This window comes from Vibrio sp. A11 (genome assembly GCF_013048705.1).
Lineage (GTDB): Bacteria > Pseudomonadota > Gammaproteobacteria > Enterobacterales > Vibrionaceae > Vibrio > Vibrio metschnikovii.
The window spans coordinates 14,488-40,152 of record NZ_VHSI01000002.1; the positions used below are offsets into that span (position 1 = coordinate 14,488).

Annotated in this window: 20 protein-coding genes and 2 pseudogenes; 7 read left to right on the forward strand and 15 right to left on the reverse strand. The window is 43.2% G+C overall.

What is annotated here, in order from left to right; all coding sequences use genetic code 11:
• Positions 1-189 precede the first annotated feature (189 nt).
• Positions 190-1,916 (reverse strand): annotated as a pseudogene (locus FKQ60_RS02560) (methyl-accepting chemotaxis protein).
• Positions 1,917-2,194: 278 nt separating this feature from the next.
• Here FKQ60_RS02560 and FKQ60_RS02565 point away from each other — a divergent pair.
• Positions 2,195-2,668 (forward strand): methylated-DNA--[protein]-cysteine S-methyltransferase, encoded by a 474-nt coding sequence (locus FKQ60_RS02565; protein ID WP_158144034.1) that lies wholly within the window; start codon positions 2,195-2,197, stop codon positions 2,666-2,668.
• 27 nt (positions 2,669-2,695) lie between these two features.
• Here the strand turns inward: FKQ60_RS02565 and FKQ60_RS02570 are convergent, their stop codons facing one another.
• Together FKQ60_RS02570 and FKQ60_RS02575 are read right to left on the reverse strand one after the other, a co-directional pair.
• A complete protein-coding gene (locus FKQ60_RS02570; RefSeq protein ID WP_161438460.1) occupies positions 2,696-2,872 on the reverse strand; it encodes a DUF6435 family protein in 177 nt (58 codons plus the stop codon).
• 211 nt (positions 2,873-3,083) lie between these two features.
• On the reverse strand, positions 3,084-3,464 hold the full coding sequence (locus FKQ60_RS02575) for a hypothetical protein (protein WP_158138238.1): 381 nt from the start codon (positions 3,462-3,464) through the stop codon (positions 3,084-3,086).
• Positions 3,465-3,828: 364 nt separating this feature from the next.
• Here FKQ60_RS02575 and FKQ60_RS02580 point away from each other — a divergent pair, with 364 nt between their 5' ends.
• The gene (locus FKQ60_RS02580; RefSeq protein WP_004395514.1) at positions 3,829-5,469 is read left to right on the forward strand and encodes a methyl-accepting chemotaxis protein; all 1,641 of its coding nucleotides are present in this window, start codon (positions 3,829-3,831) and stop codon (positions 5,467-5,469) included.
• Between the two features lie 193 nt (positions 5,470-5,662).
• Entirely contained in the window at positions 5,663-7,843 is a 2,181-nt protein-coding gene (locus FKQ60_RS02585; RefSeq protein WP_170905982.1) for a TonB-dependent receptor, read from the forward strand.
• Positions 7,844-8,110: 267 nt separating this feature from the next.
• Here FKQ60_RS02585 and FKQ60_RS02590 read toward each other — a convergent pair whose 3' ends face one another.
• Positions 8,111-8,977, reverse strand: coding sequence for a LysR family transcriptional regulator (locus tag FKQ60_RS02590; protein ID WP_004395516.1), 867 nt, complete (start codon positions 8,975-8,977; stop codon positions 8,111-8,113).
• 101 nt (positions 8,978-9,078) lie between these two features.
• Between FKQ60_RS02590 and FKQ60_RS02595 the strand changes: the two genes are divergently transcribed.
• Positions 9,079-9,693, forward strand: a complete 615-nt coding sequence (locus FKQ60_RS02595; RefSeq protein WP_170905983.1) for a LysE family transporter — start codon at positions 9,079-9,081, stop codon at positions 9,691-9,693.
• A gap of 288 nt (positions 9,694-9,981) precedes the next feature.
• On the opposite strand, the pseudogene FKQ60_RS02600 reads toward FKQ60_RS02595, so the two are convergent.
• A pseudogene (locus tag FKQ60_RS02600) lies at positions 9,982-10,284 on the reverse strand (CatB-related O-acetyltransferase); the annotation flags it as partial.
• Between the two features lie 203 nt (positions 10,285-10,487).
• Between FKQ60_RS02600 and FKQ60_RS02605 the strand changes: the two are divergent.
• The gene (locus FKQ60_RS02605; protein ID WP_170905984.1) at positions 10,488-11,888 is read left to right on the forward strand and encodes an alpha-amylase family protein; all 1,401 of its coding nucleotides are present in this window, start codon (positions 10,488-10,490) and stop codon (positions 11,886-11,888) included.
• 102 nt (positions 11,889-11,990) lie between these two features.
• Here the strand turns inward: FKQ60_RS02605 and FKQ60_RS02610 are convergent, their stop codons facing one another.
• The 4 genes from FKQ60_RS02610 to FKQ60_RS02625 form a co-directional block, all read right to left on the reverse strand.
• Positions 11,991-13,355 (reverse strand): TrkH family potassium uptake protein, encoded by a 1,365-nt coding sequence (locus FKQ60_RS02610; RefSeq protein ID WP_170905985.1) that lies wholly within the window; start codon positions 13,353-13,355, stop codon positions 11,991-11,993.
• Position 13,356: 1 nt separating this feature from the next.
• On the reverse strand, positions 13,357-14,010 hold the full coding sequence (locus FKQ60_RS02615; protein ID WP_170905986.1) for a TrkA family potassium uptake protein: 654 nt from the start codon (positions 14,008-14,010) through the stop codon (positions 13,357-13,359).
• Between the two features lie 140 nt (positions 14,011-14,150).
• Positions 14,151-14,837: a response regulator transcription factor gene (locus FKQ60_RS02620; protein WP_170905987.1), complete on the reverse strand. Its 687-nt coding sequence runs from the start codon at positions 14,835-14,837 to the stop codon at positions 14,151-14,153.
• A complete protein-coding gene (locus FKQ60_RS02625; RefSeq protein WP_170906067.1) occupies positions 14,827-15,867 on the reverse strand; it encodes a DUF4118 domain-containing protein in 1,041 nt (346 codons plus the stop codon). Before FKQ60_RS02625 ends, FKQ60_RS02620 begins: the two co-directional genes overlap by 11 nt.
• Positions 15,868-16,024: 157 nt before the next feature.
• Between FKQ60_RS02625 and FKQ60_RS02630 the strand changes: the two genes are divergently transcribed.
• Both FKQ60_RS02630 and FKQ60_RS02635 read left to right on the forward strand, forming a co-directional pair.
• Positions 16,025-16,945, forward strand: coding sequence for a LysR family transcriptional regulator (locus tag FKQ60_RS02630; protein WP_170905988.1), 921 nt, complete (start codon positions 16,025-16,027; stop codon positions 16,943-16,945).
• A gap of 125 nt (positions 16,946-17,070) precedes the next feature.
• Positions 17,071-17,682: a LysE family translocator gene (locus FKQ60_RS02635; protein ID WP_040904394.1), complete on the forward strand. Its 612-nt coding sequence runs from the start codon at positions 17,071-17,073 to the stop codon at positions 17,680-17,682.
• Positions 17,683-17,912: 230 nt separating this feature from the next.
• Here the strand turns inward: FKQ60_RS02635 and FKQ60_RS02640 are convergent, their stop codons facing one another.
• From FKQ60_RS02640 to FKQ60_RS02665, 6 genes are all read right to left on the reverse strand, one after another.
• Positions 17,913-19,481, reverse strand: coding sequence for an ATP-binding cassette domain-containing protein (locus FKQ60_RS02640; protein WP_004395524.1), 1,569 nt, complete (start codon positions 19,479-19,481; stop codon positions 17,913-17,915).
• A 476-nt stretch (positions 19,482-19,957) separates the two neighbouring features.
• Complete coding sequence (locus FKQ60_RS02645) at positions 19,958-20,320, reverse strand: RidA family protein (RefSeq protein ID WP_004395525.1); 363 nt, start codon at positions 20,318-20,320, stop codon at positions 19,958-19,960.
• 14 nt (positions 20,321-20,334) lie between these two features.
• Positions 20,335-21,381, reverse strand: a complete 1,047-nt coding sequence (locus FKQ60_RS02650) for a lactonase family protein (protein ID WP_170905561.1) — start codon at positions 21,379-21,381, stop codon at positions 20,335-20,337.
• Between the two features lie 80 nt (positions 21,382-21,461).
• On the reverse strand, positions 21,462-23,915 hold the full coding sequence (locus tag FKQ60_RS02655; protein WP_170905989.1) for a beta-N-acetylhexosaminidase: 2,454 nt from the start codon (positions 23,913-23,915) through the stop codon (positions 21,462-21,464).
• Positions 23,916-23,998: 83 nt separating this feature from the next.
• Positions 23,999-24,628 carry a bifunctional 4-hydroxy-2-oxoglutarate aldolase/2-dehydro-3-deoxy-phosphogluconate aldolase gene (locus FKQ60_RS02660; protein ID WP_170905990.1) on the reverse strand — a complete coding sequence of 210 codons (630 nt, stop codon included), beginning with the start codon at positions 24,626-24,628 and terminating at the stop codon, positions 23,999-24,001.
• A gap of 16 nt (positions 24,629-24,644) precedes the next feature.
• Entirely contained in the window at positions 24,645-25,619 is a 975-nt protein-coding gene (locus FKQ60_RS02665; RefSeq protein ID WP_170905991.1) for a sugar kinase, read from the reverse strand.
• Positions 25,620-25,665: the final 46 nt, after the last annotated feature.

Here is a 25,665-nt window from a genome sequence, read left to right on the forward strand (position 1 = left end):
TAATTCCTTTATCTATTTTTTGTTATTCAACGGTGAAGAAACCGGAAAAATAAATACAGCACTCTTTAATATCATCGAGCTTAATAAAGCTCACCAATGATTAAAAATCAAATGAAACACTCTCTATCTGTTTATAAATCGACCCTCTTATGAGGGTCAATATGATTAATAGGCTTATGCATCAACTTATTAAGTTCGAATATGTTTAATCGCAGCATTTAAATCATCAACATTGTGCTGCAAATCCCTAACCACTGGACCAAGTTGATTGATGGCAATATTCATATCAGAAGATAGTGATTTAATATTACTGAGATTACTCGATATCTCATCACTCACTGTTAACTGCTCTTCCGTTGCCGAGGCAATAGAGGTATTAAGCTTATGGATTTCAATGGCCGAGTTTTGTATGGTACCCAATGCTTCAACATATTCGTGCGTGTCGATTGCATTTTATCGGCACTGGAACGAATGGTTTTGGTAGACTGCTCTGCTTTTTCTTGCAGCGCAGAAATCATGGTTTCAATTTCACCCGTTGACTGTTGAGTTCGCTGGGCAAGAGAGCGAACTTCATCAGCGACCACCGCAAACCCACGCCCTTGCTCACCGGCACGAGCCGCCTCAATCGCCGCATTCAATGCTAGTAAGTTGGTTTGTTCGGCAATAGCCTTAATGACGTCAAGCACATTACCAACATTATTCGATTCATTAGCCAATTGCTGAATCACCTCAGACGTTTTGGTAAATTCGCTTTCCAGCTCACCAAACTCATGAGTCGTTTTATCAAATACCTGCTTACTGGTACTGGCTTCTTTTTCTGCACTACCGGCGTACTGCTCAGCCATCGTAGTACTTTCAGCAACGGTAGACAGTGCCGAGGTCATCTCTTCCATAGCGGTAGCCGCCATTTCTAGCTCTTGGCTCTGCTGATTCGCCACTTTTGCATTTTGCTCAGTCACATCACGAATCGTGTCTGAGATAGCAGAGATAGTATGGTTAACTTGGTTAATTTTGGTAATGGTCGAAGAATAACTAACCAAGACTTTGTTGATAGTCGAACCAATGATCCCGAGTTCATTATTACTCTTATCATCCACTCGTAGGGTTAAATCTGAATCCTTATCGACTTTTTGGAGCAAGGTTGCCATGCTGTCTATCGGTTTCACGACCTTACGATTGACAATGAAGTAGCCAAGAATGGCAATCACAAAGACAATCACTAATGAGATATTACCGATCAACACCGTATTTTTTACTTTCTGTGCGGCCTCATCCATCTGTTGACTGGTACGATTCTCCAGTTCAGTAAAAAACTTATCAATTGGAGCCATGATTTTGGCTTTTTCTTGATGGTATTGATTACTGTGTAATAACTCGATGGCCATATTACGATCCGGCGCTCTTCTGACGGTATAATTCCCACTCGCATCAGCAAACAGTCCTTTAACCGCATTCATGGCTTTGACTTCCATATTGACTAAGGCATCGGAGTTAGCTTGAGCTTCTCTCAGTAAGCGAAACTCTTGTTCAGTAAAGCCTAAATCACTCATCATTTGATTAAGCGAAATAGCCTTACCATCTCGTTTAGGTTTTTGACCATGTTGTAAAACAAGATCCCAATAAATGGTGTGGTAATTTTCTGGGCGGGGTTTGTTCCCGTTACGAATATCTAAAATATCCATATACATTTTTTCGTACTTTTCATCACCGGTGACGACATAAGTACGTCCTAAACGGGTTAAATCATCAGAGCTTTGACGAAGTTCATCTGCCGCTTGATAGGATTGGTAACGAACTTGCGCCATATGTTCGACTTGGTGCATTAATCCATTAAGCTGTAGTACGGTCAATACACTGATAATAATACCCGCACCAATCACAGCAAATACGAGCTTCATAGTATTGTTGATAGTCATAACACTGCCTCTTTGTCTTTATCAACGAAAATAAATTAAGCCGTATTGTTTTTATTATTACTATCAGCATAGAACAGGGGGATAACTTATGAATGGTTTTTTTTTGTGACTTGTGAGAAAAAGACTGAACGCTTTTGGAACACACTTTCTTTACCATAGGTAGCGACAGGAAGGCATTAAGGAATAAAAATAACTCGTATGTTTGTGGGTAATGGATAAACTAAACAAAGAAAAATCATCAACCTAAGACTGAACACCACATCGAGGCTGTCACTACCATGAATACTTTTACCTATTACCAAAGCCCTTTTGGAGTCATGACGCTACAGGCTTGTCGACAAGGATTATTGGGCGCTTGGTTTGCTACCGAAACCACCATGCCAACAGACTTAGGTATCGAGTCCGCACACTGCCCGCTACTTATCGATACCATACAACAGCTAGAGGAATATTTTGCTGGCCAGCGCACCCAATTTTGTTTGCCTTTAGCCGCCACAGGAACACCATTCCAGCGATCGGTTTGGCAAGCATTGGGCAAAATTCCTTATGGCGAGACATGGAGCTATCAACAGTTGGCTGAAGCAATCGGTAACCCGAAAGCCGTCAGAGCGGTAGGATTAGCCAACGGAAAAAATCCACTTTCCATTATCGTTCCCTGCCATAGAGTGATTGGAAAAAATGGCAAACTAACGGGCTATGCGGGAGGTATAGAGCGCAAAGCAGGCTTATTAGCATTAGAAAGAGGCGATTAAGTACTGGGTACTAAAGCGCTCTCAGTATTACTTTTGTTCAGCTTCTAGACGCTCAATCTGCTTGTACATCTCATCCGCTTCAAAGGTGAGCTGCGAGTAAGTACGAATATCCCCTTTTCTCTGCGCCAGCATCGCATTTTCGAGCTTCAGAGCATGTTGCTTTCTGAGCTTTTTGGTTGGGTCAGATTTAAATATTGAAAACATTAAGCCATTCCTTGATTTGGTAATTGTTCACTATCAAGTTCTACGTAGGATCTATTACCTTAGATCATTGATATAACATAACGTTTAATGACGCTAACGGTTTCTAAAAATACAAATCGTTTAAGAAGAAAAAAGCGTTCGCAACGCATTGTGCTGCTAACGCCTTAAGTCAAGATAAGATGATGGATGATACGTCAATTAGTGCTGAATTTTACTCGTCATCAATATCACAATTAGTACAACTTTGTAGGGCGATTTCGTGTTCAAAGTCAATCGACTCGCTACCCTCGACCAATAGCTCTGCGATCTCATCCGCCACTTCTTGCTCATCTTCGGCTTCAACTTGATCAGCAAGCTCTTCTTCAGAGTAACCAAAGAAGTTAAGCAACAAATAATCACGCGCTTCGTCTTTCGTGCACGTCACCTTAACCGAAAGATCCGGTTCGATGCTGTCTTGCGCCGTGATTGTCGCCACTTGTGCTAATACGTCCTCTTTCATCGTTGCCGTTAACCAACCCAAATCAGTACTCACTGTGGTTTTTTTACAGTTAAAACAAGGGAGTGGATGAAAGTAATATTGAAAATTAGTCATGGGTTATTTCTTCTTTGTTTGTTATCTAGCAAGATTATCCGCGTTTTGATAAAAAATACCATCTCTATATACCCAAACAACTTTGGCTACAGCTTTAAGCTGAATGGATAACAGACAGTTAAAATGACTAAAGGCTTGCGTTTCAGTGACGTCTCACCGCCCTTGCCTTATCTATAGTGCTGAAATTAACCTCTTTAACAACAACGTATTCATGCATGATTGGCATAAAAGCTAGACACTGTACACAACTTAACAAACTTACTTCTTTGGTCTAATTTACAGAACTCAGTATCATTTGTTACTGTAGATAAATATGAAATCTTAATCATATTATTATTTGGTCATATATCAAGGAGTGATGTTTATGACTTATGTTAGTCTGCGCCGACTTTCTATCCGTAATCGTCTATTTTTACTTACTGCCATCATTCTGGTCATGCTTGCCGTACCTTTTGCAATTACGGTCAAAGACTACCGAGCCGATCTGATGCGAGAAAAACAAACCCAAACACAGTACTTAGTCGAGAGCGCTTATACTTTAATGGAATATTATGCTCAGCAAGCAGATCAAGGCACACTTAGCACTGAGCAGGCACAACATGCAGCAAAAAAAGCAATAGCTCAATTACGTTATGGAACCAATGATTATTTCTGGATTAATGATACGCATCCCACTATGGTCATGCACCCAATGCAACCCCAGATGAATGGTCAGAGTTTACGCAATTTTAAAGACCCTAACGGAAAAGCCCTTTTTGTAGAAATGGCTAATATAACCCAGCAAAATCAACAAGGAGTCGTCGAATATCAGTGGCCAAAACCAGGGTCGAGTTATCCAGTAGATAAAATTTCCTATGTTAAACAATTTAAACCTTGGGGCTGGGTAATCGGCACAGGCATCTATGTCGATGATGTAAATGCGCTAATAATGGCTCGACTAAGTTCGATTGTTGTTTGGATCATTGGAACGCTAGTTCTTTTACTTGCCTTTGCCAGTCTAATTGGGCGCAGCATTACTCAACCTTGTGAGGAAACACTAGCTCGGCTCAAAGACATTGCTCAAGGCGAAGGCGATCTTACTCGCCAGTTAACAGTCACTGGTAAAGATGAACTGGCTCAAATTGGTGAGGCGTTCAATCTCTTCACTAATAAAATTCGCCATATCATCCAAAACATTACCCCGATCACCGAGAGTGTTACTGGCTCAGCGAAGGAATTAACCCAAGTAGCGCAAAACGCTTCAAGCAAAGCTTATGAGCAACACCAAGCTGTCGACACCGTTGCTTCCGCCATGAATCAACTACATGTGTCAAATCAAGAAGTTGCTCAATCGGCTTATCAAGCAGAACAATCGGCGCACAATGCAAATCAAGCTGCGAATCAAGGGCAACGAGTGATCACTCAAGCTTCAACCGAAATGCAATATTTGCGCGACCAGTTGACGCGTACCGAACAAGAAACACAAGCGCTAGCCAGCGAGACTCAATCAGTCAGCGCAGTATTGGAAGTTATACGCGGCGTAGCTGAACAAACCAATTTACTGGCACTGAACGCTGCCATTGAAGCAGCACGTGCCGGTGAACAAGGGCGTGGTTTTGCGGTGGTTGCTGATGAGGTACGGACTTTAGCAACTCGCACCCAAGCCAGTACCAATGAAATTGAGCAAATCATTTCTGGCCTACAAAAGAAAGCTCAAAACGTCTGTCAATCGATGACACAAACGCAACAGCAATCACACGTCACTCAGCAACAAGCAGAACAGGCGCAGCAAATGCTCAATGAGATTGAAACGCAGATTAAAACGATCTTGGCTTTCAACCAGCATATCGCTAGTGCAAGTAGCCAGCAATCTGAGGCCACCAATGAAATTACTCGTAATTTAACTCAGATTGCTGAGCATAGCACCCAAGCTACCGCACAAGCCAATCAAGTCGCTACCGCAAGTGAACAGTTGATGGAAAACGGTCAGCAACTAGCACGTAGTTTTGCTGTGTTTAAAACTTGATATTGTGGTATCTCTATGACGTGTAAGAGAGCTATAGTGCTTATCTTAATTATTGAACGCGGCTTACCCTTTAGGAGAACGGTATAATAGTCTCCAGAAATTAATGATAATAAATATCAATTGCATTTACAGAAAGGGGAAAGGTTCCTATAATCAGTCGCTTTAATAATAACGACAAAAGTAAATAGTTACCATGCTCACTGATTTTCCTATTTCTTGTAAAATAAGCTTAATCTCGTTGGTTGTATTCCACAGCATTCCTCTTCACGCGACTGAAAAAGCCGATGAATCCATTGAGGTGCTTGGTGTACGTTACGCCAAACCGATCACCATCGCTAAGCCCGCACAAACCACTATTGATTTTGATCAGATTGAAGAACAGCAATACGCCAACTTCGCAGAATTGGTTGGATCAGTGCCTGGCGCGACACTGGATGGTGGGGCACGCTCCGGAGGTGAACGGATTAATATTCATGGCTTCAGCGACCCTAGCGACCTTGCAGTGTACGTTGACGGTGCCCCGATCGGCTTTCAACAGTATCGCTATGGAACCTTCTTTTTTGATCCATTCTTAATTGGCGAAACAGAAATTATTAAAGGCACTCACGATTACCGAGCAATCAATGGTAAGTTTGGTGGGACCATTCGCGTTAAAACGAAAACGGTTGATGACCTCCTAGGCCACGGACAGAACTTCGGTACTCGTGTTTCTACCGGTTACAATACCAACGGTAATGAAAATAGCCAAACCTTAAGTGTCTACGGACGCACTGATACCGGTTTTTATTTCTTAGCGAATGGTTCAATCAAAGATTCTAAAGATACACAAGTGGGTGGTGGTGAAACGGTTGATTATTCAGCGTTTGAACAAAACAATCTACTATTGAAAACGGGTTATCAAAGCTATCATCATCAATTGAATATTATTAGTACACGCTACCGCGATGAGGGACGTAAACCTTGGGCTAACCGGCGTGGAAAAATGCCAGAAATCTCTGACTTCAACATCAAAAAATATGGTTCACTTGAAGCGGCACAGTACGCAAATACGGCGTATAATACTTACCAAGACAATACTACCACCTTGTCATACCGCTTTATTCCTTCTAATCCTTATATCGACTTCACACTAACCGCAGCGCGTTCCAAAAACGAACGTCATTGGGTGCGGCCAGATATTGCCTTTGAAAAAATGTTTGTTTCCGTTGGCAATTATGGGCACGAATCTTGGCTCAGTTATCAACGCGACTACTTAGATATTTCCAACCGATCGAGCTTTATCGATCATGAGCTGGTGGTAGGGCTACAATATGAAAAAACGGCTCGTCAGTCACTCGTTTATAATGCATCTTATAAAACGAAAGCAGAGAAAAACTATGGTTGGTATACGCCCTACTTTGAACCATCAGGTGAACAATCCACTTATGCCGTGTATGTTGCCGATCACTATCGCCTAAGCGATGCACTGCGCATTATTCCCTCATTGCGCTATGAGTACATAGAAAGTCAGGGTGAAGGTAACTCGGCACCCGATTACAATGATCCGAATGCCGGACATGATTACAGCAAAACTACACATCAAGGTTTAAGTCCTCGTTTAGAAGTGCACTATCAATCAACGCCAAATACGCTGCTTAATTTCTCTTATGCCTATGCGCTCAAAGCACCAACCATTGATGACCTCTATTCGGTGCAGTTTGCTCTGGCCAGCGCCCCCGCCACAGCACGTGATTTAAAGGTATCACGTATTCATGCTTATCAAGCAAGTGTCATTCACAATACCAAGGATCTCATTGGTGATAATAGTACCCTCGCCACAGAGTTGACGGTATTTTTCAACGATATCAATAATAACGTTAGCAATCGACAAGGGGTAAACTTAGACAAAGAAAGCGATAAGTTACAAAGCTGGAATACTAATCTCGATGGCTACACAATTTATGGTTTCGATTGGATTTCTCAATATCGTTGGCGCAATTTCTATTCTGACTTTTCAGCCAGTTATGCTCGCGGTAAAAATAAAGGCAGTTTAAAAGATTCGACGGGAGCCGATGAGAACCGCCCCAATGTACCACCTCTTAATATCAACCTAGGCATAGGTTATGAGTGGATAGACGGTTTACGCACTGGATGGAAGGTGCGCTGGTACGATGCTCAAAACAAAACCGAAAAGGACAGCATGTTATCTAACCTGCCCAGCAGTCAATACACATTGCAAGATATCTACCTTCACTGGGATGTCAAACCAGTCGCAGGGCTACGCACAGGTCTAGTGATAAAAAACTTGACTGACCGCTACTACGAGCCTTATTTGATGAATGGTGTACCCGCACTTGGGCGAGAAATTAAACTACACCTTAGTTATCAATATTAACTCCCTTTCCTGTTTTTCCGGATCTAAAAGAGAGAGCAACGTGGCTCTCTCTTTTAGATTGATTGCTTACCATCCGATGTGTGAATATTTTGAACCGCTTGTAAAAAGATAAAAGCTAACTAAGCGCTCCTGCTTGATCACGAGTGACAGCTGGCTTAAGTTTAACCATAATCCAAAGCGCACATAAACTTATAACACCCTTTGACGATTACCGTTGCCCATGTTCCTTTTATAAAGTGTGTTCTTTAAAACATTTTGATTTTATTTTTATGGGGTGGGCACACACTCTCCCATCTCTTTCTGTAGCCAATGCTGAAACTTAAGTTCAAGCTCTGACAGCATTTTCTCTTGACTCAGTAGAATATAGTTATATCCAGACTTAACAAATCCAAAGGGCGCAATAAGATTACCACGCTCAATCTCATCCACGACTAAAGGATAGGAGCCCATCACTGCACCTAACCCATCGATGGCGGCTTGGATACAGAAATAGAAATGAGCGAAAGATTGTACAGCATTATCTCTCATGTCATAGTGTCCAACACTCATCATCCACTCTCGCCAAGCATTAGGCCTAGTATGACTATGTAGCAATTTCACTGTGCTCAAATCATCCTGTACTTGCTGCCAATAATCGGGGGAGAACACCGGACCGACCCACTCCTCTACCAATGTAGTTTTTGGATATAAATACAAAGGCTCAAAATCATCCCGCCGAATTGCCATTGAAAGTCCTGTTGAACCGAGTGTCACAGGACCTCCCGCGGTCGAAAGTCGCACATCAGCATCACTCTCGTCATTGAAAGTAGATAATCTAGGCATTAGCCAACGCATGGTTAAAGTCGGTTCGCACGACACTTCTAAGCATCGATTTTTCTCTTGGACAAGCTTAGTTACGCCACTTTCTAGTATGGCAAAGGCTTGCTGAGTATGATCTTTGAGTATCTTTCCTTCTTTAGTAAGAAGTAAGTTCCGCCCTTGCTTATAAAACAAAGGTAAAGAGAGGTAATTTTCCAACACTTTGATCTGCTTACTGACAGCACCATGGGTAATATTGAGTTTATCTGCCGTTTCAGTAAAACTCGTCGAAAATGCAGCCACATGGAAAACATGAAAAGCTTTAAGATGCCTCATGTGTGAAATTTTCTCACAGTTACAAGAATTTGTTTCGATTATAGTCTGTCATTAGTTTTCCTACAATTGCATCATCAAAAACCATCAAAACAGGAACAACTATGGAGATTTTTAGTCTTGCCTTATTAGGCGTTCTTATTGTTGTGAGTCCAGGTGCAGATTTTGTCCTAGTGCTCAAAAATAGTCTCAATCAAGGTAGACAAGCAGGGATTTATAGCGCCATCGGGATCAGTCTAGCCATTTCAATACACATCGCCTACTCCATGCTTGGGATCAGTTATTTAATTTCACAGAATGAATGGTTATTTAGTTTGATCCGTTACTTGGGAGCGGCGTACTTAGTGTATCTTGGTTTAAAAGGAATTTTCAGTTCTTCCCACCAACCAGAAAACAATGCACCCCAATACACAGCTACTCAACAAGTTTGGCCATTTTTCTTACAAGGGTTTCTGTGCAATGTACTCAATCCAAAAACTATGTTGTTTTTCCTAAGCATTTTCAGCCAAGTCATCGACCCAGACTCAGCAACACAACATCTAGCCTTAATGTATGGGGGATACATGATTGTGCTACATGGTATTTGGTTTTCAATTGTCGCGGTCTTATTTACCTCACCGAAACTGCAAGCTTTACTGCTGGGTGTAAAGCATAGATTGAATCAAGCCTGTGGGATAGGGTTAGTGCTATTTGGAACCATATTGGGGCTGAAGACATAACGAGTAAACCGTGTTTTAAGGGTACTCTGGAAGTGATACAAACCTCACTAGAGAAGACTTATACCCAAACAACTTGGAGTTGCAGGTAGGCGGCAAGTGAGTGAGTCCCCATGAGCATAGATAGACTATGTGATTGGGGCGAACGAACGTAGCCAACACCCCTGCAGCTTCAAGTCGGAAGGGTATAGTGAGGTTTGTAGTCCCACGTTAATAATAACTACGTAAAAAATACCATTGTATCTTGTATTGTTTGAACGTAATTTCGGGATGATATTCAAGTAGACATAACTAGCTACATTGCCCTGATTCATAACAGATGATGGCTTGCTTAAGTTTTGCCATATCCGATGCGCACAGGTAAGGTTTGAGCGCCGCGAATTTCTCTTCTGGCCAATCGTACACTTTCAACGCCAGCAGCTCGTCAATCACGTTCGCTTGAAAACGATATTTGACCAACTGAGCAGGAGAGCCAACGACGATACTGTAAGGGGCAACATCTTTGGTCACAACGCTATTAGCCGCCACAATGGCACCTTCACCAATCTTAACGCCCGGCATGATCATCGCCCGCATGCCTAGCCATACTCCATCATACAAAGAGTGATAAAAATCACTCTTTGTAACCATATCAAAATCAAAACAGTTACCGTACAAATTTTCAGCTGTGCCACAATTTTGCCATTTACCGCCCTACACTGTTTGAATTTGATCAATGATTAACAATCAAAGCATTCACAATGACAATATCATTTATATGATGCGACTCAATTCAATAACAATAAGAGAAGCATCTAATGAAACCATCGTACCTTATTGCTTACGCTGCGCTGATCAGCGCCGGTTTTACTACCAGCGTGCAAGCTGACGCTATCTTGCATGCTTTTAACTGGAAATATAGCGATGTAACAGCCAACGCAGAACACATTGCCGCAGCGGGTTATAAAAACGTGCTGGTTTCACCAGCGATGAAATCCAGTGGCAACGAATGGTGGGCTCGCTATCAACCTCAAGATCTTCGAGTGATTGACTCGCCGATTGGTAACAAAACCGATTTCAAAACCATGGTGAATACCCTACGCAGTTATGGTGTTGGTGTTTATGCCGATGTAGTGCTCAATCATATGGCGAACGAAACTTGGAAGCGCAGCGATCTCAACTATCCCGGCAGTGAAATATTAACCAACTACGCGAATCAAGCGAGCTACTATCAACAGCAGACCCTGTTTGGTGATTTAACTCAAAACCTGTTCTCAGCCCATGATTTTCATCCAGAAGGTTGTATTACCGATTGGAGCAACCCCGGCCATGTGCAATATTGGCGTTTATGCGGTGGCCCGGGAGATCGCGGCTTACCTGATTTAGCAGCCAACCATTGGGTGCTTGAACAGCAAAAAGCCTACTTACGCGCACTAAAGCAAATTGGTATCAGCGGATTTCGCATTGATGCTGTGAAACACATGAGTCAATACCATATCGATCAAGTGTTTACCCCTGATATTATTGCCGATATGCATGTTTTCGGCGAAGTGATCACCAGTGGTGGCCTAGGCGATGCGACTTATGATGCGTTTCTAGCCCCTTATTTAAATAACACTAATCATGCCGCTTATGACTTCCCGCTGTTTGCCTCCATTCGAGCCGCATTTTCCTATCAGGGTTCCATGACCTTATTGCATGATCCACACGCTTATGGACAAGCATTGGATCATGCACGGGCGATTACCTTTACCATTACCCATGACATTCCGACTAACGATGGCTTTCGTTATCAGATCCTCGATCCGCAAGATGAACAGCTCGCTTATGCCTATATCCTAGGCAAAGACGGCGGCACGCCGCTGATTTACAGCGATGCCCTCGCGGCGAACGAAGATAGAGATAATGGTCGCTGGGCGAACGTTTGGAATCAACCGACTATGCTGCAAATGTTACGTTTTCATAACGCAATGCAAGGTCAATCGATGACCATGATACATAGCGACCAATGCTTGCTGGTGTTCAAGCGTGGCAAACAAGGGGTGGTCGGCATTAATAAGTGTGGTGAAGCAAAGCCCATCACTATCGATACCTATCAGCATGAGTTCAATTGGTATCGCCCTTATCAAGACGTTTTAAGCGATGACGAGTTTATCGTGAATAACCGTTACCACATGTTATCAATCCCGGCACGTTCCGCTCGGATGTGGATGCAGTAATTACCTGATTATCATGCTCTACATACAAAAGGAGTGATTTGAAATCACTCCTCTCTTCTAGGGTCTAGGGTGTTTCCCCATTATCTATTTCAATTCATCTTATTAACCAATGGCTAGTTTGGTTTGCGCATAACGGAGCTTTCTTTTGCGTGGACTTGCTAAAAAATAAGCCAATGTTAATGGGCCAAGTCGTCCCATATACATCATAAAAATAATGATAATTTCCCCCGATAGTGAAAGCTCTCCCGTTAACCCACGAGATAAACCGACTGTACCTAACGCAGACACCGCCTCAAAAATAATATCGAGCATCGGAGCATTTTCACTCAGTAGCAAAGCAAAGATCGCTAACCAAGTCATAATGGCTGAAATCAAGGTCAACGCCAGCGCCTTACTGATGGTGTCTTTAGCAATTTCACGATTAAAAACTGAGACTTGTTCATCGCGTCGTAAATAAGCATAAGTCGATAAAATGAGCACCATAAAGGTCACGACCTTAATACCACTCGCAGTACTCAACGAACCACCGCCAATAAACATCAGCATCAAGATAATGGCTGTTGTGGCATCTTCCAGTTGATCAATCGCCAGGGTATTAAAGCCCGCCGTTCTTGGTGTGACCGCTTGGAACCATGATGCTAACCATTTTCCTAGTTCATCGAGCGGCGCTAAGGTATTAGGGTTATCGCGTTCAATCAAATAAATCGCAATCACCGCAACAGCATTAATCAAAACCGTTCCGATGATCATCATCCGGCTATATACGGTTAATTTTGACCAACGACGATGACGCTTTAAATCCATCCATACAGAAAAACCTAAACCACCAACAATAAAAAGACCCGTAATGGTGAAGTTAACGATAGGATCGGCAACATAAGGCATCAAACTATCAGCACTAAGCGCAAATCCAGCATTGTTAAAGGCACTAATGGTATAAAAGAAACCATGAAACAAGCTGGTTTGCCATCCCAGTTCGCCGCTCCACCGTAACGTTAAGATCAGCATGCCTACCAACTCTACAGCCAGTGCAAACATAAAAACGGATTTCGCGGTTGCAACCAAGGTTGAAGAATCGGTTTGATTAAATGCCTCACGAGCCACAGTACGCTCTAAAAAGCCGATTTTCCCACCTAAAGCGATTAAGGTAACAATGGCGAATGTCATTAGTCCTAATCCGCCACATTGGATCAATAATGCTATCACCACTTGCCCAAACTTTGTGAACTGAGTCCCCGTATCTACCACCACTAATCCAGTCACCGTGATGGCTGATGTGGCGGTAAATAAGCTTTCAATCCAAGAGATGGGGTCGTGTGTTGCTATTGGCAATTTCAATAACATCGCCCCGACGAGAATTAACAACAAAAAGCTACCACTTAAAATCAGCGGCGGCGCGCCCACTAACTTTTTACCCGCTTTAGGTTTACGCTCAATCGGCGTGATGGATGGATGCCATAAAACCATGTCACACCAACCTTGGAGCAAGATATTTTAGCTCAGCACGGGTACCACAGAGCAAAATGATGTCCTTCTCTTGCAATACAAAATCGTGTTCGAGCGAGTTGATGATTTCTTGGCCCCGTTTAATCAATACCGTTTGTACGCTGCCTTTAGCATCACCCAGTACTTGACCAATCGATGAGTCATGTAATGATGCTCGAATATTCACTTCCACGACGTACAAACCATGGCCTAATGAAAGGTAATCATTCACCATGGGATAGTTCAAAGCCTGTGCAACACGCACTCCCATTTCCTCTTCAGGATGGATAATACGCTGCACCCCCAGTTTAGAGACAATGGTATGATGAGCTTTAGTGCTGGCTTTGACCCAAATCTCTTTCACCCCCAGATTTTTCAACGCTAAAGTGCACAGTAAGCTCGACTGCATATCTTCACCAATCGCCACTAAGACCGCTTCACTATTACCCAAGTCCAACTCACGTAACGCATTTTCATCGGTGGAATCACAAATAATCGCTTGAGTAAGATCTTCTACGTATTTTTCGACCAGTTTGGGGTCGCGATCAATCCCAGTGACAGTGTGCCCAAGATGAACGAGTTCTAGACTAGCAGCAATGCCAAAGCGCCCGAGTCCAATAACGGTAAAATGAGCCATGATGGTTCCTTTATTATGTGTTGAAATATCGATAATTACGTCGCTGTGGCGTAAACACCACTTAATGGTTAATCCTGTAATTATCAGGTTTACTGATTAACTTTTTCTCTAATAATATGGATAAGAGATTAGTGATGAGATCACTCTGCACAGACCAAACGATAGCCGATTCCAGACTCTGTTTTTATTACCTGCTGCTCATCGGCACTATCATTGAATTTTTTACGTAACTGACTGACTAACACTCGCAGGTAGTGCGTATCTTCTGTATGGCTTACTCCCCAAATCTCGCGCAGTAAATCGGTCTGTTTCACCAATTGACCGGGAGTGCTCATCAACATTTCAATAAAAGCAAATTCCTTTTTAGTCAGCTCAATTTCTGTGCTTGATAACCAACACTGATGAGTGTCCTTTTGTAATTTCAGCGCTCCAAAAAGAAGGGTATTTGGGCATTCGTCGTTTGAAACTAAATCTCTTACCAGCACCTTAACTCGGACAATGAGCTCACGAACACCAAAAGGCTTACTCAGATAATCATTAGCACCAGCTTCAAGTAAACGGATTTTCTCTTCTTCTTGATCTCGTGCGGTTAATATCAGGACTGGTGTTTTACTCATGGTACGAATATGAGTCAGAAAGCCAATACCATCGCCATCAGGCAATCCCAAATCAAGCACTACGACATGAGGCTGAAAACGAACAAAGGTTTCTCTTGCCATTGCGATAGAGTCTGCCCCCATGTAATCAAATCCTTCTGCCGCTAACGAAATACGCATAAAGGTTTGAATTTGCGGCTCGTCATCGACCACCAGTATTTTATAATTCACGATCCTCTCCTTGCTCGCCAAATGGTAGCGAAATACGTATCAAACATCCCTGCTCAACATCGACAGATTCAATACTCCCCTGGTGGGCGCAGATCAGACCTTTAGCAACACTCAAGCCTAGCCCAGAGCCCGAGTCAGCGTTGTTATTGGTTGAGCCTGAATAAAAAAGCTCAAATACCTTTACCGCCTCATCCGAGGTAAGTTTTTGACCTTGGTTATAGATGTCAACGACGACATTTTGCTTAGCTTGATACACAGTCACTATCACCGCTGTATGATGAGGTGAATAACGCAGCGCATTATCCAATACGTTCAACAAGGCTTGTTCAATCAAAGTTCGACTAACAGAGATAGGCCGTATAACCCCATTGACCTGAATATCGACTTGCTCCGCCGAGCAAGATAGACGCTCAACCACCGTTTTCAGAATATGCACAACCGATTCTGGTTGTTTCTGGATACGAACCACGCCATGTTGCAACTTCGTTGCTTGCAAAAGATTCTCGATATACTGGTGCAAACGATGGCTTTCTTTTATCGCACTATCCAACAGCTCATTCTTTTCCGCTTCTTTAAGTTGCTGTTGGTATTCTTGAAACGTAGTCAAATTGCCAATCACGCCTGCCAATGGTGTTCTTAGATCATGAGAAACAGAGAGCAAAATTTGGTGACGTAATTGAACTTGTTCGAGTGCACTTTGCGAACGACGATAACGCGCAGCAAGCTGACTGGTTGTAAACGCCACCACCACAAAAACCAGCAGGTTAATGATGTCATCCCAATGAAACATCTGTAGCGAATAACGAGGTGTGGTAAAGAAAAAATTAAAACTCAATGCCTCGATAATCGCAGCCGCATAGGCTATCTGAGAGTGACATTGCAGGGCAATCACCACGATCGACAACTGCAATATCAGTAATACTGCGATAGTTGAACCTAACCAATGATCAAGCACTAAAGAAACGAATAGCGCACTGAAAAAAACCAACGTAGAGAGTAAGTAGCGATTGTTAAACCAACGGATAGCCATAAAAAGTGCAATACGATACAAAACATATCGCTCACTCTATCAGATGCCGAAAAAGGCTTCGCGTAAAAAAAGCGTAAAAAATTTATATATGTCTTTTTTATTGCTATGATGCTCATATGCATGGGTCAGCATTTGAAGCAACACGAGTCCAGAAGCGATGTTTCAAAATATCAATTTAAACTTATTGAAGTCATTACATATTATTTTGCATGAAACTCATGTAAGTAACGCAGCCAAACGCCTTTACATTACACAATCCGCTATGAGTAGACAATTAGCTCAGCTACGAGAAATATGCCAAGATGAACTACTCGTCCGTAATTCTAATTTTTATGTTCTAACACCTAAAGCTGAGCTACTAAAAAAGAAACTTGATCTTTTTTTCTCAGACTTCGAACACTTATTAAATGATGTTAAATTTGAACCTAAAAATTGGCAGGGTGAATTTGTTATTTCTTCCAGTGACTACGTAGCTCAATATATATTACCTCATATATGCTCTACACTTGGACAACTCGCTCCAAAGTTAGACATTTCTTATCAGCTATGGAACCCAATTCACATAGGTAAATTACATGAATTGGGAATAGATATAGCCTCAACCATGCAGAGCGAAAAACCTGAAGGTATTTCCAGTCAATTCATAGGCAGTGATTATTCCGTACTTGCAATGCGTGCAGGGCATCCTTTATCGAATGAAAATAAAATCAGCATCAATGATTTAATCAGCTATCCATATATAAAGATAACTGGAGGAGCAGATAAAGATTATTTATTTGATCAATACATAGATGCTCTAAAACTTACCAGAAATATAAAACTAAAAGTCCCATTTTTTTCAGGTGCAACGACACAATTAACTCAAACAGACTCACTCATGGTCATTCCTCTACATATTGCCAAAACGCTCGAAAAACTATCATTCATTACTTATAAGCAACTACCATTTGACATTGGTATTAATAAGTATTGGTTAATTTGGCACCCTAAATTTGATAATGCCCCAAGCCACAAATGGATAAGAGAACAAATCATGTTGATAATGCAAGAGAATGAATATTCTATTCACATTAGTTGATTAACAACTCACCATCATTCCCCCAAATCATCCCTAGTATGATTTATCATGATTTCAAATCATGGCAATCTTCTTGTATGGTTCAGAAACTGCTTTTAATAAGGCAGGATACCTAGGAGAAGTACATGACATTCACATTTATCGTTACCTTATTAACCATATGTTTATTGGGAGCAATGTCCCCTGGACCTAGTCTGGCTATCGTAGTCAAACACTCACTAGCTGGCGGGCGCTTATACGGGATGCTCTGTGCTTGGTCACATGCCTGTGGCATATTTATTTATGCACTCTTAACGATCAGTGGATTATCCATTGTATTTCAGCATTATCCTGTTTTATTCACCACAATCTCGTATCTAGGTGCTGCGTATTTAGCTTATCTTGGGATTCGTTCTTTACTGTCAAAAGGGGGAATTCGTGACAAACTTCAATCAGGCGAGCCAGGTAGCGTTATAGAAGCAATGCGAGATGGCTTTGCAATATCTATATTAAGCCCTAAAATTGCGCTATTTTTTATCGCACTCTTTAGCCAATTTATTACAGAAGGTCAAGCTGGTACCGATAAAACGATAATAGCTTTCATGCCAGCTATCATCGATGGTCTTTGGTATACTATAATTGCGGCTATATTTTCAAGTCATTCTGTTGTAGAAAGAATACGTTCTAAAGCTGCCATTATCGATAAAATAACAGGATTAATTTTAATCTCATTAGCCATAAAAGTTATTTTTATATAACCAAAAAACTAACAGTTATATACCTCACATCACTTAATTTACAGTAAGCTTGGTTAGAGATAATAGATAATAGCCAAAATATTATAAAACCGGTCGCAATGAAATATTGATGAACGCTAAGGAAAACTAAAGATTTTTGTAAAAAATCCTTATATAAAGACAAGGCGTGATTTAAAGTCACTCCTTGTCTTTCTTAGTCACGCACTGTTATAAAAATCAACATTCCCTCATCACAGCTCAATTTGCCTCTTCACGCCCGAATCTGTGGCAAAATCATCATCATGACTGACGAGAATAAATCCGCCACGATAATCATATAAAGCTTGAGCTAGGATGATTTTAGAATCCAAATCAAGATGATTATCCGGTTCATCAAGTAGCAGTAATGGCTGCTGCGGTTGATGACTGGCAATCAACATGGCTAATTTCATCTTCTCACCGCCGCTTAAAGTCCCGCCAAGACGAAAGACACACTCACGACGAAAGCCAATACCCGCGAGCAATGTTCTAGCTTCTCCCGCTTGCATACCATCACATTGCTCTAGCAGGTTATCGAGCATTGACAATTGCGGCACAATCACCGCGAAATGTTGATCAAGATAATAGATTGGCGCGCTCCGTTGCAGCGAGCCTTGCTTAAGTGAAAGCTTGCCGAGTAAGGTTTTCAACAAGGTTGATTTACCACTGCCATTAGCGCCAATAAGGTGAATTTTTTCATCCGCTTTCACTTGCCAGTTGATGGGTTGATTGCGCCCGAAAGCCAATACTGCATCGAACAAGGCAACAGCATGACGCGGTCGATTAACGGTATCCGCCAAATAGAGTTTTTGCTGACTTATCGACTCTTTCCTCGCCTTTAATGCTTGTTGTTTAGTCTCTAAATGAACTTGACGCCGCTGCTGATTTTTAGTGCGATTGGCGCTATGCGCGGTGGCTCTATCTTGCTGAAAATCCAATAAGCTTGTCGCCTGACTACCCGATTTACGTAATTTGTTCCCTTGCGCTGCTCTTTGCTGTGCTTTTTCACGATTTCGCTGCGCTTGTATCATTAATTGCCGTTGCTGCTTGTCAAGATTGGAAAGCTGGCGCTCTAACGCCTGCGACTCGTGACGCTTTTGCTCGGCGTACACATCATAATTTCCGCCAAAGATTTGCAGACCAAGGCTAGATAACTGCCAAATCTCCTCCATCTCTCGCAAGAATAAACGGTCATGGCTAATCAGCAAAATCGCTCCCTTGAAAGCCCGCATCGCCTCAAGCAACCACTGCTTGGCCGCCCCATCAAGATGGTTAGAAGGCTCATCAAGGATCAATAATTCAAACGGACTACTCAACAGTTGCCAAAGCTGCAATCGCGCCAACTGTCCACCGCTCAGCTGTGCGCAAGCAAAGTGAGGATCAGCCGGTAACCCGATGGCGTTTAGTTGCTTTGTCAGTTGCTGCGGCAAATCCCACTGCTCGCCAATCACATCGAACCAATGCGCTGAGCAATCACCGGACTCAACGTGTTTTAGCGCTTCAAGTACATCGGCTTTACCTAAAAACTGAGCAATAGACAGGTCGCTAGCTAATAAGTGCGAAGCTTGCTGACGATAAATGGCCATCGACTTTGTTCGAGTTATCGTACCACTCGATGGTGGTAGATCACCGCTTAATATCGCCGCTAATATCGATTTGCCTACCCCATTACGGCCAACTAAACCGATACGCTGACTTTTGATGGTAAACGACAATGACGCAAACAACCTATCGCCATTGGCAAATTGATAGCTGATATTATCAGCCTGTAAAACTGGCATGATTTGCCTCCTGTAAGTCAGGGACAATCGCCGCCGCTAAGCTGTAACGAAAATAAGATTCAAAGCCTACACACACCCTGATTGAAGAGCTATGCGGGTAATGAGGCAAAGAATGATCGGAAAGTGAGCTACGCCGACTAACCCTGTCGATCCAAAAGTAAATGAAAAAAATGGATAACAGGCTCAGTTATTCATGTGGGCGTACTCTCCTAAAGAAATGAGGCAACCAGATTAGGAGATTTCAGCTAGAGAAGTCAAGAGGATAAAAAAGGGGTTAGCTTAGCAAATCTATCATCAATCTTGTGCTTGTTTTCACCGTGGTGAGCTTAGTCGTCGCCTCTTTGTGCTCTAAGAAATCGCTCGATTAGACTAGATCGCACTAACTAGCTAAAAGCCCAAAGAGACATCAACAAAAATGCCACTCTGTTCAATACAAGTGGCATTTTATTATCCCGACAAGAGCTAACGATGAGTGGTTATTGGTACTTCTCACCTGCTGCAGCGACGAACGCCATTTCTACTAAGAGTTCAGGATTCGCCAATTCAACTTTGACGCAAGCACGACTTGGTGCGCACCCTTCAGGGAACCATGTATCCCATACTTCGTTTAGCGCATCAAAGTTAGCAAAATCCGTCACGTAAATCGTCACAGATAGAATGCGTGACTTATCGCTATCAACATTGGCTAACATTTGCTCAGTTTGGTCGAAAATCTGTTGTACTTGCCCTTTCATATCCGCAGTGGTATCTGCTTCTGCCACCTCAACAAAGTTGGCAATGCCGTTGAATACCGTAACATCAGACCAACGTTTGCATGGATTAATACGATGAATTGTCATGTTATTTCTCTTAATTATTGTTTCTCAACCAAACACACAGGTGCACCAACATCACACGAGTATCCGGTTGGAGTGATAGCGCCAGTTTCCGGATTCCTATGAAAGCTAGCGACATTATTCGAATGTTGATTGGCAACGAGCATCCACTGCCCGTCACGGGATAGAACAAAATCTCTTGGAAACTTACCGCCACAATCGGACGTCGCAATTTGAACCGGGATATTACTCGTGACATCAAATGTACTGATCACGTTTTGTGCACGGCATGAGACATAGACAAAACGCTCATCCGCAGAGAGACGAATCGCAGACGCCGCTTCTTTGTTTTCTTCATCGGCTAGCAGCTTAACTTGCTGAGTCAGATTCCATTGCTCGTCGTGCTTGCAAAGTACCACCAGCGTTTCGGACAATTCACACACCACGTACGCAATAGACTCTTCACGGTTGAAAACCAAATGACGAGGACCTGACCCAGCAGGCATAGCGACGCTTTGTGTGAGTGAAAAGTTGCATGCCTCACCATCATTTTCAAAGTCATAAAAATGGACACTATCTGTGCCTAAATCGACCACAGCAAGTTGCTTGGTGTGATTAAGAAACTTTGCTTGATGCGCATGAGACGAGGCTTGACGAGCAATATTGGGACCACTGCCTTCCACATATAATTCTGCAATAGATTTCAACGGCTTACCATACTCATCAATGTGATAAACACTTACATTTCCGGAACCGTAGTTGGCCACAGCAAGTAGCGGGGCTTTGATGTCGACATAGCAAGGATAGTCGCCTTCAATTGGCAATGCATAGCTGTCTGTATTTTCAGCAAAAATCAGCTCTGCACCTTCCAAGCGTTCTACTTCATTAAAGGTGTATAAGCCATGTTCGGTAACCGTAAGATAAGACGGATTGCGTGTCGTTCTCATCGCGTCTGGCACGAGGTCGTGATTGATTGTCAGTAAACCAGTAGTCGAATCGAGAGAGACACACGCGATACCATGACTTTGACTTGGTGAATCGGTATAGGTGCCCACATAAAAATGTAAGTGACCATTTAATGTCATGAGAAAACCTTTCGGAGATATAATAATGCTTAACCGTTAAGATTCCGCCTGTGATACCAGACGGCAATCTCTTTTAGTTATCAATCGGTTAAAGTGTGAAGCAACTGCTCAGTTGGTACGACAATAGCGACAATAGTTTCATCAAAAATAATCGCATTTTCATTGGTGATACGTTGATACGCTTCAACATCAGATTGGCCCATACCACTGCCCTGCTTAGCAAGTTCAATCAAGGTTAAACCTAAATCGGCAACTTTGATGGCAGCTTCTGCAACTGGCACTGTTTCTACCGACGCCACATTTGCCGCGAAAATAGGTTTGGCTTGCTGCGCCGCTAATTTAATATTTTGATAATGCATCGCTAACGCATCCAACGCAGTTATATCACCTTGAGCATAAGCCACGACCAAATCTTGCATCTCGTACACTGCTAGGCTTTCTACTGGTAATGCGTCCGCAAAGCGGTTTAATCGTTCGTACTGGTTGTATAAATCGCCTTCGTTTGGTGTAGAGATCCACTTCTCCCAGTGACGAGCGTAGTATTGAGCAGGCTCAATGTACTTCGCTAACGTTTGTAGCGGTGTTTCGTCCGCACCATTGGCAAGACGTTTCAACATCATATTGGCATCGGCATGATGACGCAAGCCAAGCGAAATTTCAGACCATGTATCTATTACCTTCATGCGCCTGTACATGCTGCGTTCATCAGTCAGGTCTTGACTCGACCATAGACGCTCAGCAATTGCGTAGCTTCTCGGCCATAAACGTTGCTCGATGGTCATTGAATCGAGGTTCTCTCCCCAAATGGTGATTTCTCCACCCAAGATTAGCTGCTGTTCTTTCTCGGTCAGTTCTGCCGGATAACCGCCATTAGGCTCGGGAATTATACTACCTTCCATGTCACTGCTCGCCACTAATTCTCCAGTCGTAGGCCAACGAACATTGCCAATCAACTGGTAACTACTATCTTTCAACTTGCCATCCGCAAAGTCATAATTGAACTCGGTATAAGACATAAAGTTATCGAAGTGGCCTCTAAATTTCACACCCGGTACGTACTCAATGATGAACACCTCTTCGCGAGACTTACCGTTGTAATCGGTAAACGCACGGTAGCTGCCGTCTGTCGCTTTAATAATGGTTAGATTACCTGTACGCGGACCACCTTTGTTGCGCGGTTTCACCCAATTATAAGTCGCGAATTTCTCATCTTGATATAGTTGGTCATCTACCGTAATTCCTTTCGGTATTGGGTCATTGCGGTAGTGATAGCTGGTTGGTTGCGGCTGGTCTAGGTAATAACCGGTTGAGAGAATACCTTGGTAGCCCTCTTTTGCTGCTCGACCAATACTGTCGTGCCCTTGCCAGCTTTGAATCACAATCGAAGTGGGAAGATCTTTGTGCCAGATTTCATCCCAACCTGTCATCTTCTTGCCACGTGCTTCCAGCATTTGTTCAACCTTAGTGTTCAAATACGATTGCAGACCACGCTCACCATCTAAGTTATTGTCTTTGATAAATTGCTGAATCTTAGGGTTGTCTTTCCACTGTTGGTAATTAGGCTCATCACCACCGATATGGAAATACTCATCTGGAAAAAGCTCGACCACTTCGTCAAACACGCTCGCCAGCATCTTGTAAAGTTCGGGATTGGTAGGGTCCATTAACGGTTCAAACACACCCCAGCCACGTTGGTGCGGATAAGATTGCTCGCCCATACCAGACATCAGTTCAGGGTATGCGTGCGCTACTGCCGAAGCATGTCCCGGCAAAGAGATTTCAGGGATAACTCGAATACCAAGGTTACGCGCATAATTCACCACATAGCGGATTTCATCTTTGGTGTAGTAATCACCATCTGCGGTGTCTTGCCACAGTTTTTGGTAATTATCGAGTTGGATACGGATCGCTTGGTCATCCCACATATGCCAATGGAAGACATTCATTTTTGCTGATGCCATCGCATCGAGTTGGCGAAGGATCACATCGAGTTCAATAAAGTGACGGGAAGTGTCGTAAGAAACACCACGCCAAGGAAAACGCGGCTCATCTTGAATCGACACTGCAGGAACAAAGTACCCTGTCGCATCCGTAGTCACTAACTGCAAAAAGGTTTCTAAACCATGGAAAGCACCGTAAGGGCGTTCGGAGCGAATGATGATCTGACCATTGCGCGATTCCAGTTGATAAGACTCATCACTATTAATGTCTTGCACCTCTGACTTCGGCGCATTGCGAATATCAATCACCAAGGTCGCGTCTTTTTCCGACTCGGCATACCAGTTCAACATTGGTAAGCCAGTTTGGCGATATAAACGCTCCATAGTGCGCTTTATGTTGAACTGCACCCGCGGTGAATCGTAGCCTTTGATGTAAATGCTGAAGGATTTATCCAGTGAGATTTTCCCCTGCCCCAGCTCTACATTTTGTGGGTAAGGCATTAGGTTAAGATCGGTGTTGGGAGTCATCGCCATCGCTGCCGTTGGAATTGTGATTAAGCCTGAAATGAGTAGTACTAATGTTCCTTTGTTCATCCGCGCCATCCTATCGTTGTTATTCAACCCGAGTCACTCTGTTTCAAAGAAGCGTGTGACTCGGCCAAAACACTTTGTTTGAGTTATGCGACCAACTCCACCACTTCACGAACCAGCTTGCCAACCTCGTCCCACTGTTCGTTTTCAATTAAGCTCGCTGCCACCATCCAAGTACCACCACAACAAACCACACGGTCGATGGCTAAGTAATCATTGACATTATTTTTGCCAATACCGCCCGTCGGCATCAAACTCACATCGACATAAGGTGCCAGTAGCGATTTCACCATCGCAATACCGCCGCTCGCTTCCGCAGGAAAGAATTTGAGGAAGGTCAAACCCAGCTCAAGTGCTTGTTCAACCTGACTTGGACTGTTCACGCCCGGTATGATTGGCATGTTGATTTCTTGGCAGCGACGTACCGTATTTGGATTCAACCCCGGCGCGACAATAAACTCTGCACCCGCGTCTTTCGCTTGGGTAATTTGCTCTGGCGTCAGTACCGTACCAGCACCGATGCACATTTGCGGATAAGCGTCACGCATGGCTTTAATCGCATCGGCTGCCGCTTCTGTTCGAAACGTCACTTCTGCGACTGGCAGACCGTTTTCTACTAGTACTTTCGCCAATGGGATCGCGTGCTCAACCTTGTTGATTTGAATAACTGGAATAACTTTGAATTGCTGAAGTCGTTTAATCATTGCTTGGGACATAATACGTTCTCGGAAGTTATCGAATGAGATGAGTCATGGCGTCGTTTGGAATGATCGCGCCAGGATATTGAATAACGGTTGCGGCTAGTGCGTGACCGAGTTGAGCAGACTGCTCACAGCTTTGTCCGGTTAATCGCCCAGCCAGATAACCAGCGGCAAAGGAATCGCCAGCAGCACAGGTGTCGATCACTTTCTCAACCTTCTCGGCAGCTACGTAAGCGCTTTGCTTTTCTACGTTTTGATGCCTGAGGTTTTGTTTGTCATCACCTTGCGGCCAAACCAGTTTGCATGGTTCGCAACCACGTTTGATCACGATTTCTGGGCAGCCAAAGCGAAGGCAGCGCTGCTCGGCACTTTCTTCTTCCCCCCACACTAAGACATCATCGTCTTCTGTGATAAGTGCAATGTCGACTAAAGGCAGAATTTGGCTGTACCAATGTTTCGCCTCTTCTGCAGACCAAAGTTGAGGACGGAAGTTATTATCAAAGATAATTTTGCCTCCACCTTGTGAGAACAGACTTAACGCCTTTTTAAGTCTTACCTTGCTATCGTCATTTAAAATCGCAATGCTGATGCCACTTAGGTAGAGGTAATCCAGTTCTTGGTTCGTAATCGCAGACTCTAATTTATTGAGCAAGGAGGTAGAGAAGTAGCTTTTAACAGCTGCGCTGTCACGCCAATAAAGAAAGCTGCGCTCGCCTTCTTGATCTGTCTGCACCATATACAATCCCGGCAATTGAGCTGGGAAGATCTCGACAAGATCAGTTGCAATGCCTTCTTGTTGCCAGTTTTCCAGAAGTTCTTGAGAAAGTACGTCTTCCCCAAGACCGGTCGCGTAAGACACTCGGACTGGTTGCTGACTAGTCAGGCGAGAGAGGTAAAGCGCAGTATTGAGCGTGTCGCCCCCAAAGCCTTTGCGAATTGGGTCGCCACTCAGTTCAATCATGCATTCGCCAAAGAAAGCAATTTTAATATGGGATGAATCCGTCATCGTTCACCTAATTTGGATAGATTTAGAATGGTGGCTCGAGGGGAGC

Excerpts from the sequence above, each read along its gene's own strand:
- FKQ60_RS02650 (WP_170905561.1), bottom strand. The coding sequence starts at position 21,381 with ATGACATTAAATGGTCACTTACATTTTTATGTGGGCACCTATACCGAT.
- FKQ60_RS02570 (WP_161438460.1), bottom strand. The coding sequence starts at position 2,872 with ATGTTTTCAATATTTAAATCTGACCCAACCAAAAAGCTCAGAAAGCAA.
- FKQ60_RS02585 (WP_170905982.1), top strand. The coding sequence starts at position 5,663 with ATGCTCACTGATTTTCCTATTTCTTGTAAAATAAGCTTAATCTCGTTG.
- FKQ60_RS02565 (WP_158144034.1), top strand. The coding sequence starts at position 2,195 with ATGAATACTTTTACCTATTACCAAAGCCCTTTTGGAGTCATGACGCTA.
- FKQ60_RS02635 (WP_040904394.1), top strand. The coding sequence starts at position 17,071 with ATGACATTCACATTTATCGTTACCTTATTAACCATATGTTTATTGGGA.
- FKQ60_RS02665 (WP_170905991.1), bottom strand. The coding sequence starts at position 25,619 with ATGACGGATTCATCCCATATTAAAATTGCTTTCTTTGGCGAATGCATG.
- FKQ60_RS02580 (WP_004395514.1), top strand. The coding sequence starts at position 3,829 with ATGACTTATGTTAGTCTGCGCCGACTTTCTATCCGTAATCGTCTATTT.
- FKQ60_RS02660 (WP_170905990.1), bottom strand. The coding sequence starts at position 24,628 with ATGTCCCAAGCAATGATTAAACGACTTCAGCAATTCAAAGTTATTCCA.
- FKQ60_RS02655 (WP_170905989.1), bottom strand. The coding sequence starts at position 23,915 with ATGAACAAAGGAACATTAGTACTACTCATTTCAGGCTTAATCACAATT.
- FKQ60_RS02590 (WP_004395516.1), bottom strand. The coding sequence starts at position 8,977 with ATGAGGCATCTTAAAGCTTTTCATGTTTTCCATGTGGCTGCATTTTCG.
- FKQ60_RS02640 (WP_004395524.1), bottom strand. The coding sequence starts at position 19,481 with ATGCCAGTTTTACAGGCTGATAATATCAGCTATCAATTTGCCAATGGC.
- FKQ60_RS02605 (WP_170905984.1), top strand. The coding sequence starts at position 10,488 with ATGAAACCATCGTACCTTATTGCTTACGCTGCGCTGATCAGCGCCGGT.
- FKQ60_RS02575 (WP_158138238.1), bottom strand. The coding sequence starts at position 3,464 with ATGACTAATTTTCAATATTACTTTCATCCACTCCCTTGTTTTAACTGT.
- FKQ60_RS02625 (WP_170906067.1), bottom strand. The coding sequence starts at position 15,867 with ATGGCTATCCGTTGGTTTAACAATCGCTACTTACTCTCTACGTTGGTT.
- FKQ60_RS02645 (WP_004395525.1), bottom strand. The coding sequence starts at position 20,320 with ATGACAATTCATCGTATTAATCCATGCAAACGTTGGTCTGATGTTACG.
- FKQ60_RS02615 (WP_170905986.1), bottom strand. The coding sequence starts at position 14,010 with ATGGCTCATTTTACCGTTATTGGACTCGGGCGCTTTGGCATTGCTGCT.
- FKQ60_RS02630 (WP_170905988.1), top strand. The coding sequence starts at position 16,025 with ATGTTTCAAAATATCAATTTAAACTTATTGAAGTCATTACATATTATT.
- FKQ60_RS02595 (WP_170905983.1), top strand. The coding sequence starts at position 9,079 with ATGGAGATTTTTAGTCTTGCCTTATTAGGCGTTCTTATTGTTGTGAGT.
- FKQ60_RS02610 (WP_170905985.1), bottom strand. The coding sequence starts at position 13,355 with ATGGTTTTATGGCATCCATCCATCACGCCGATTGAGCGTAAACCTAAA.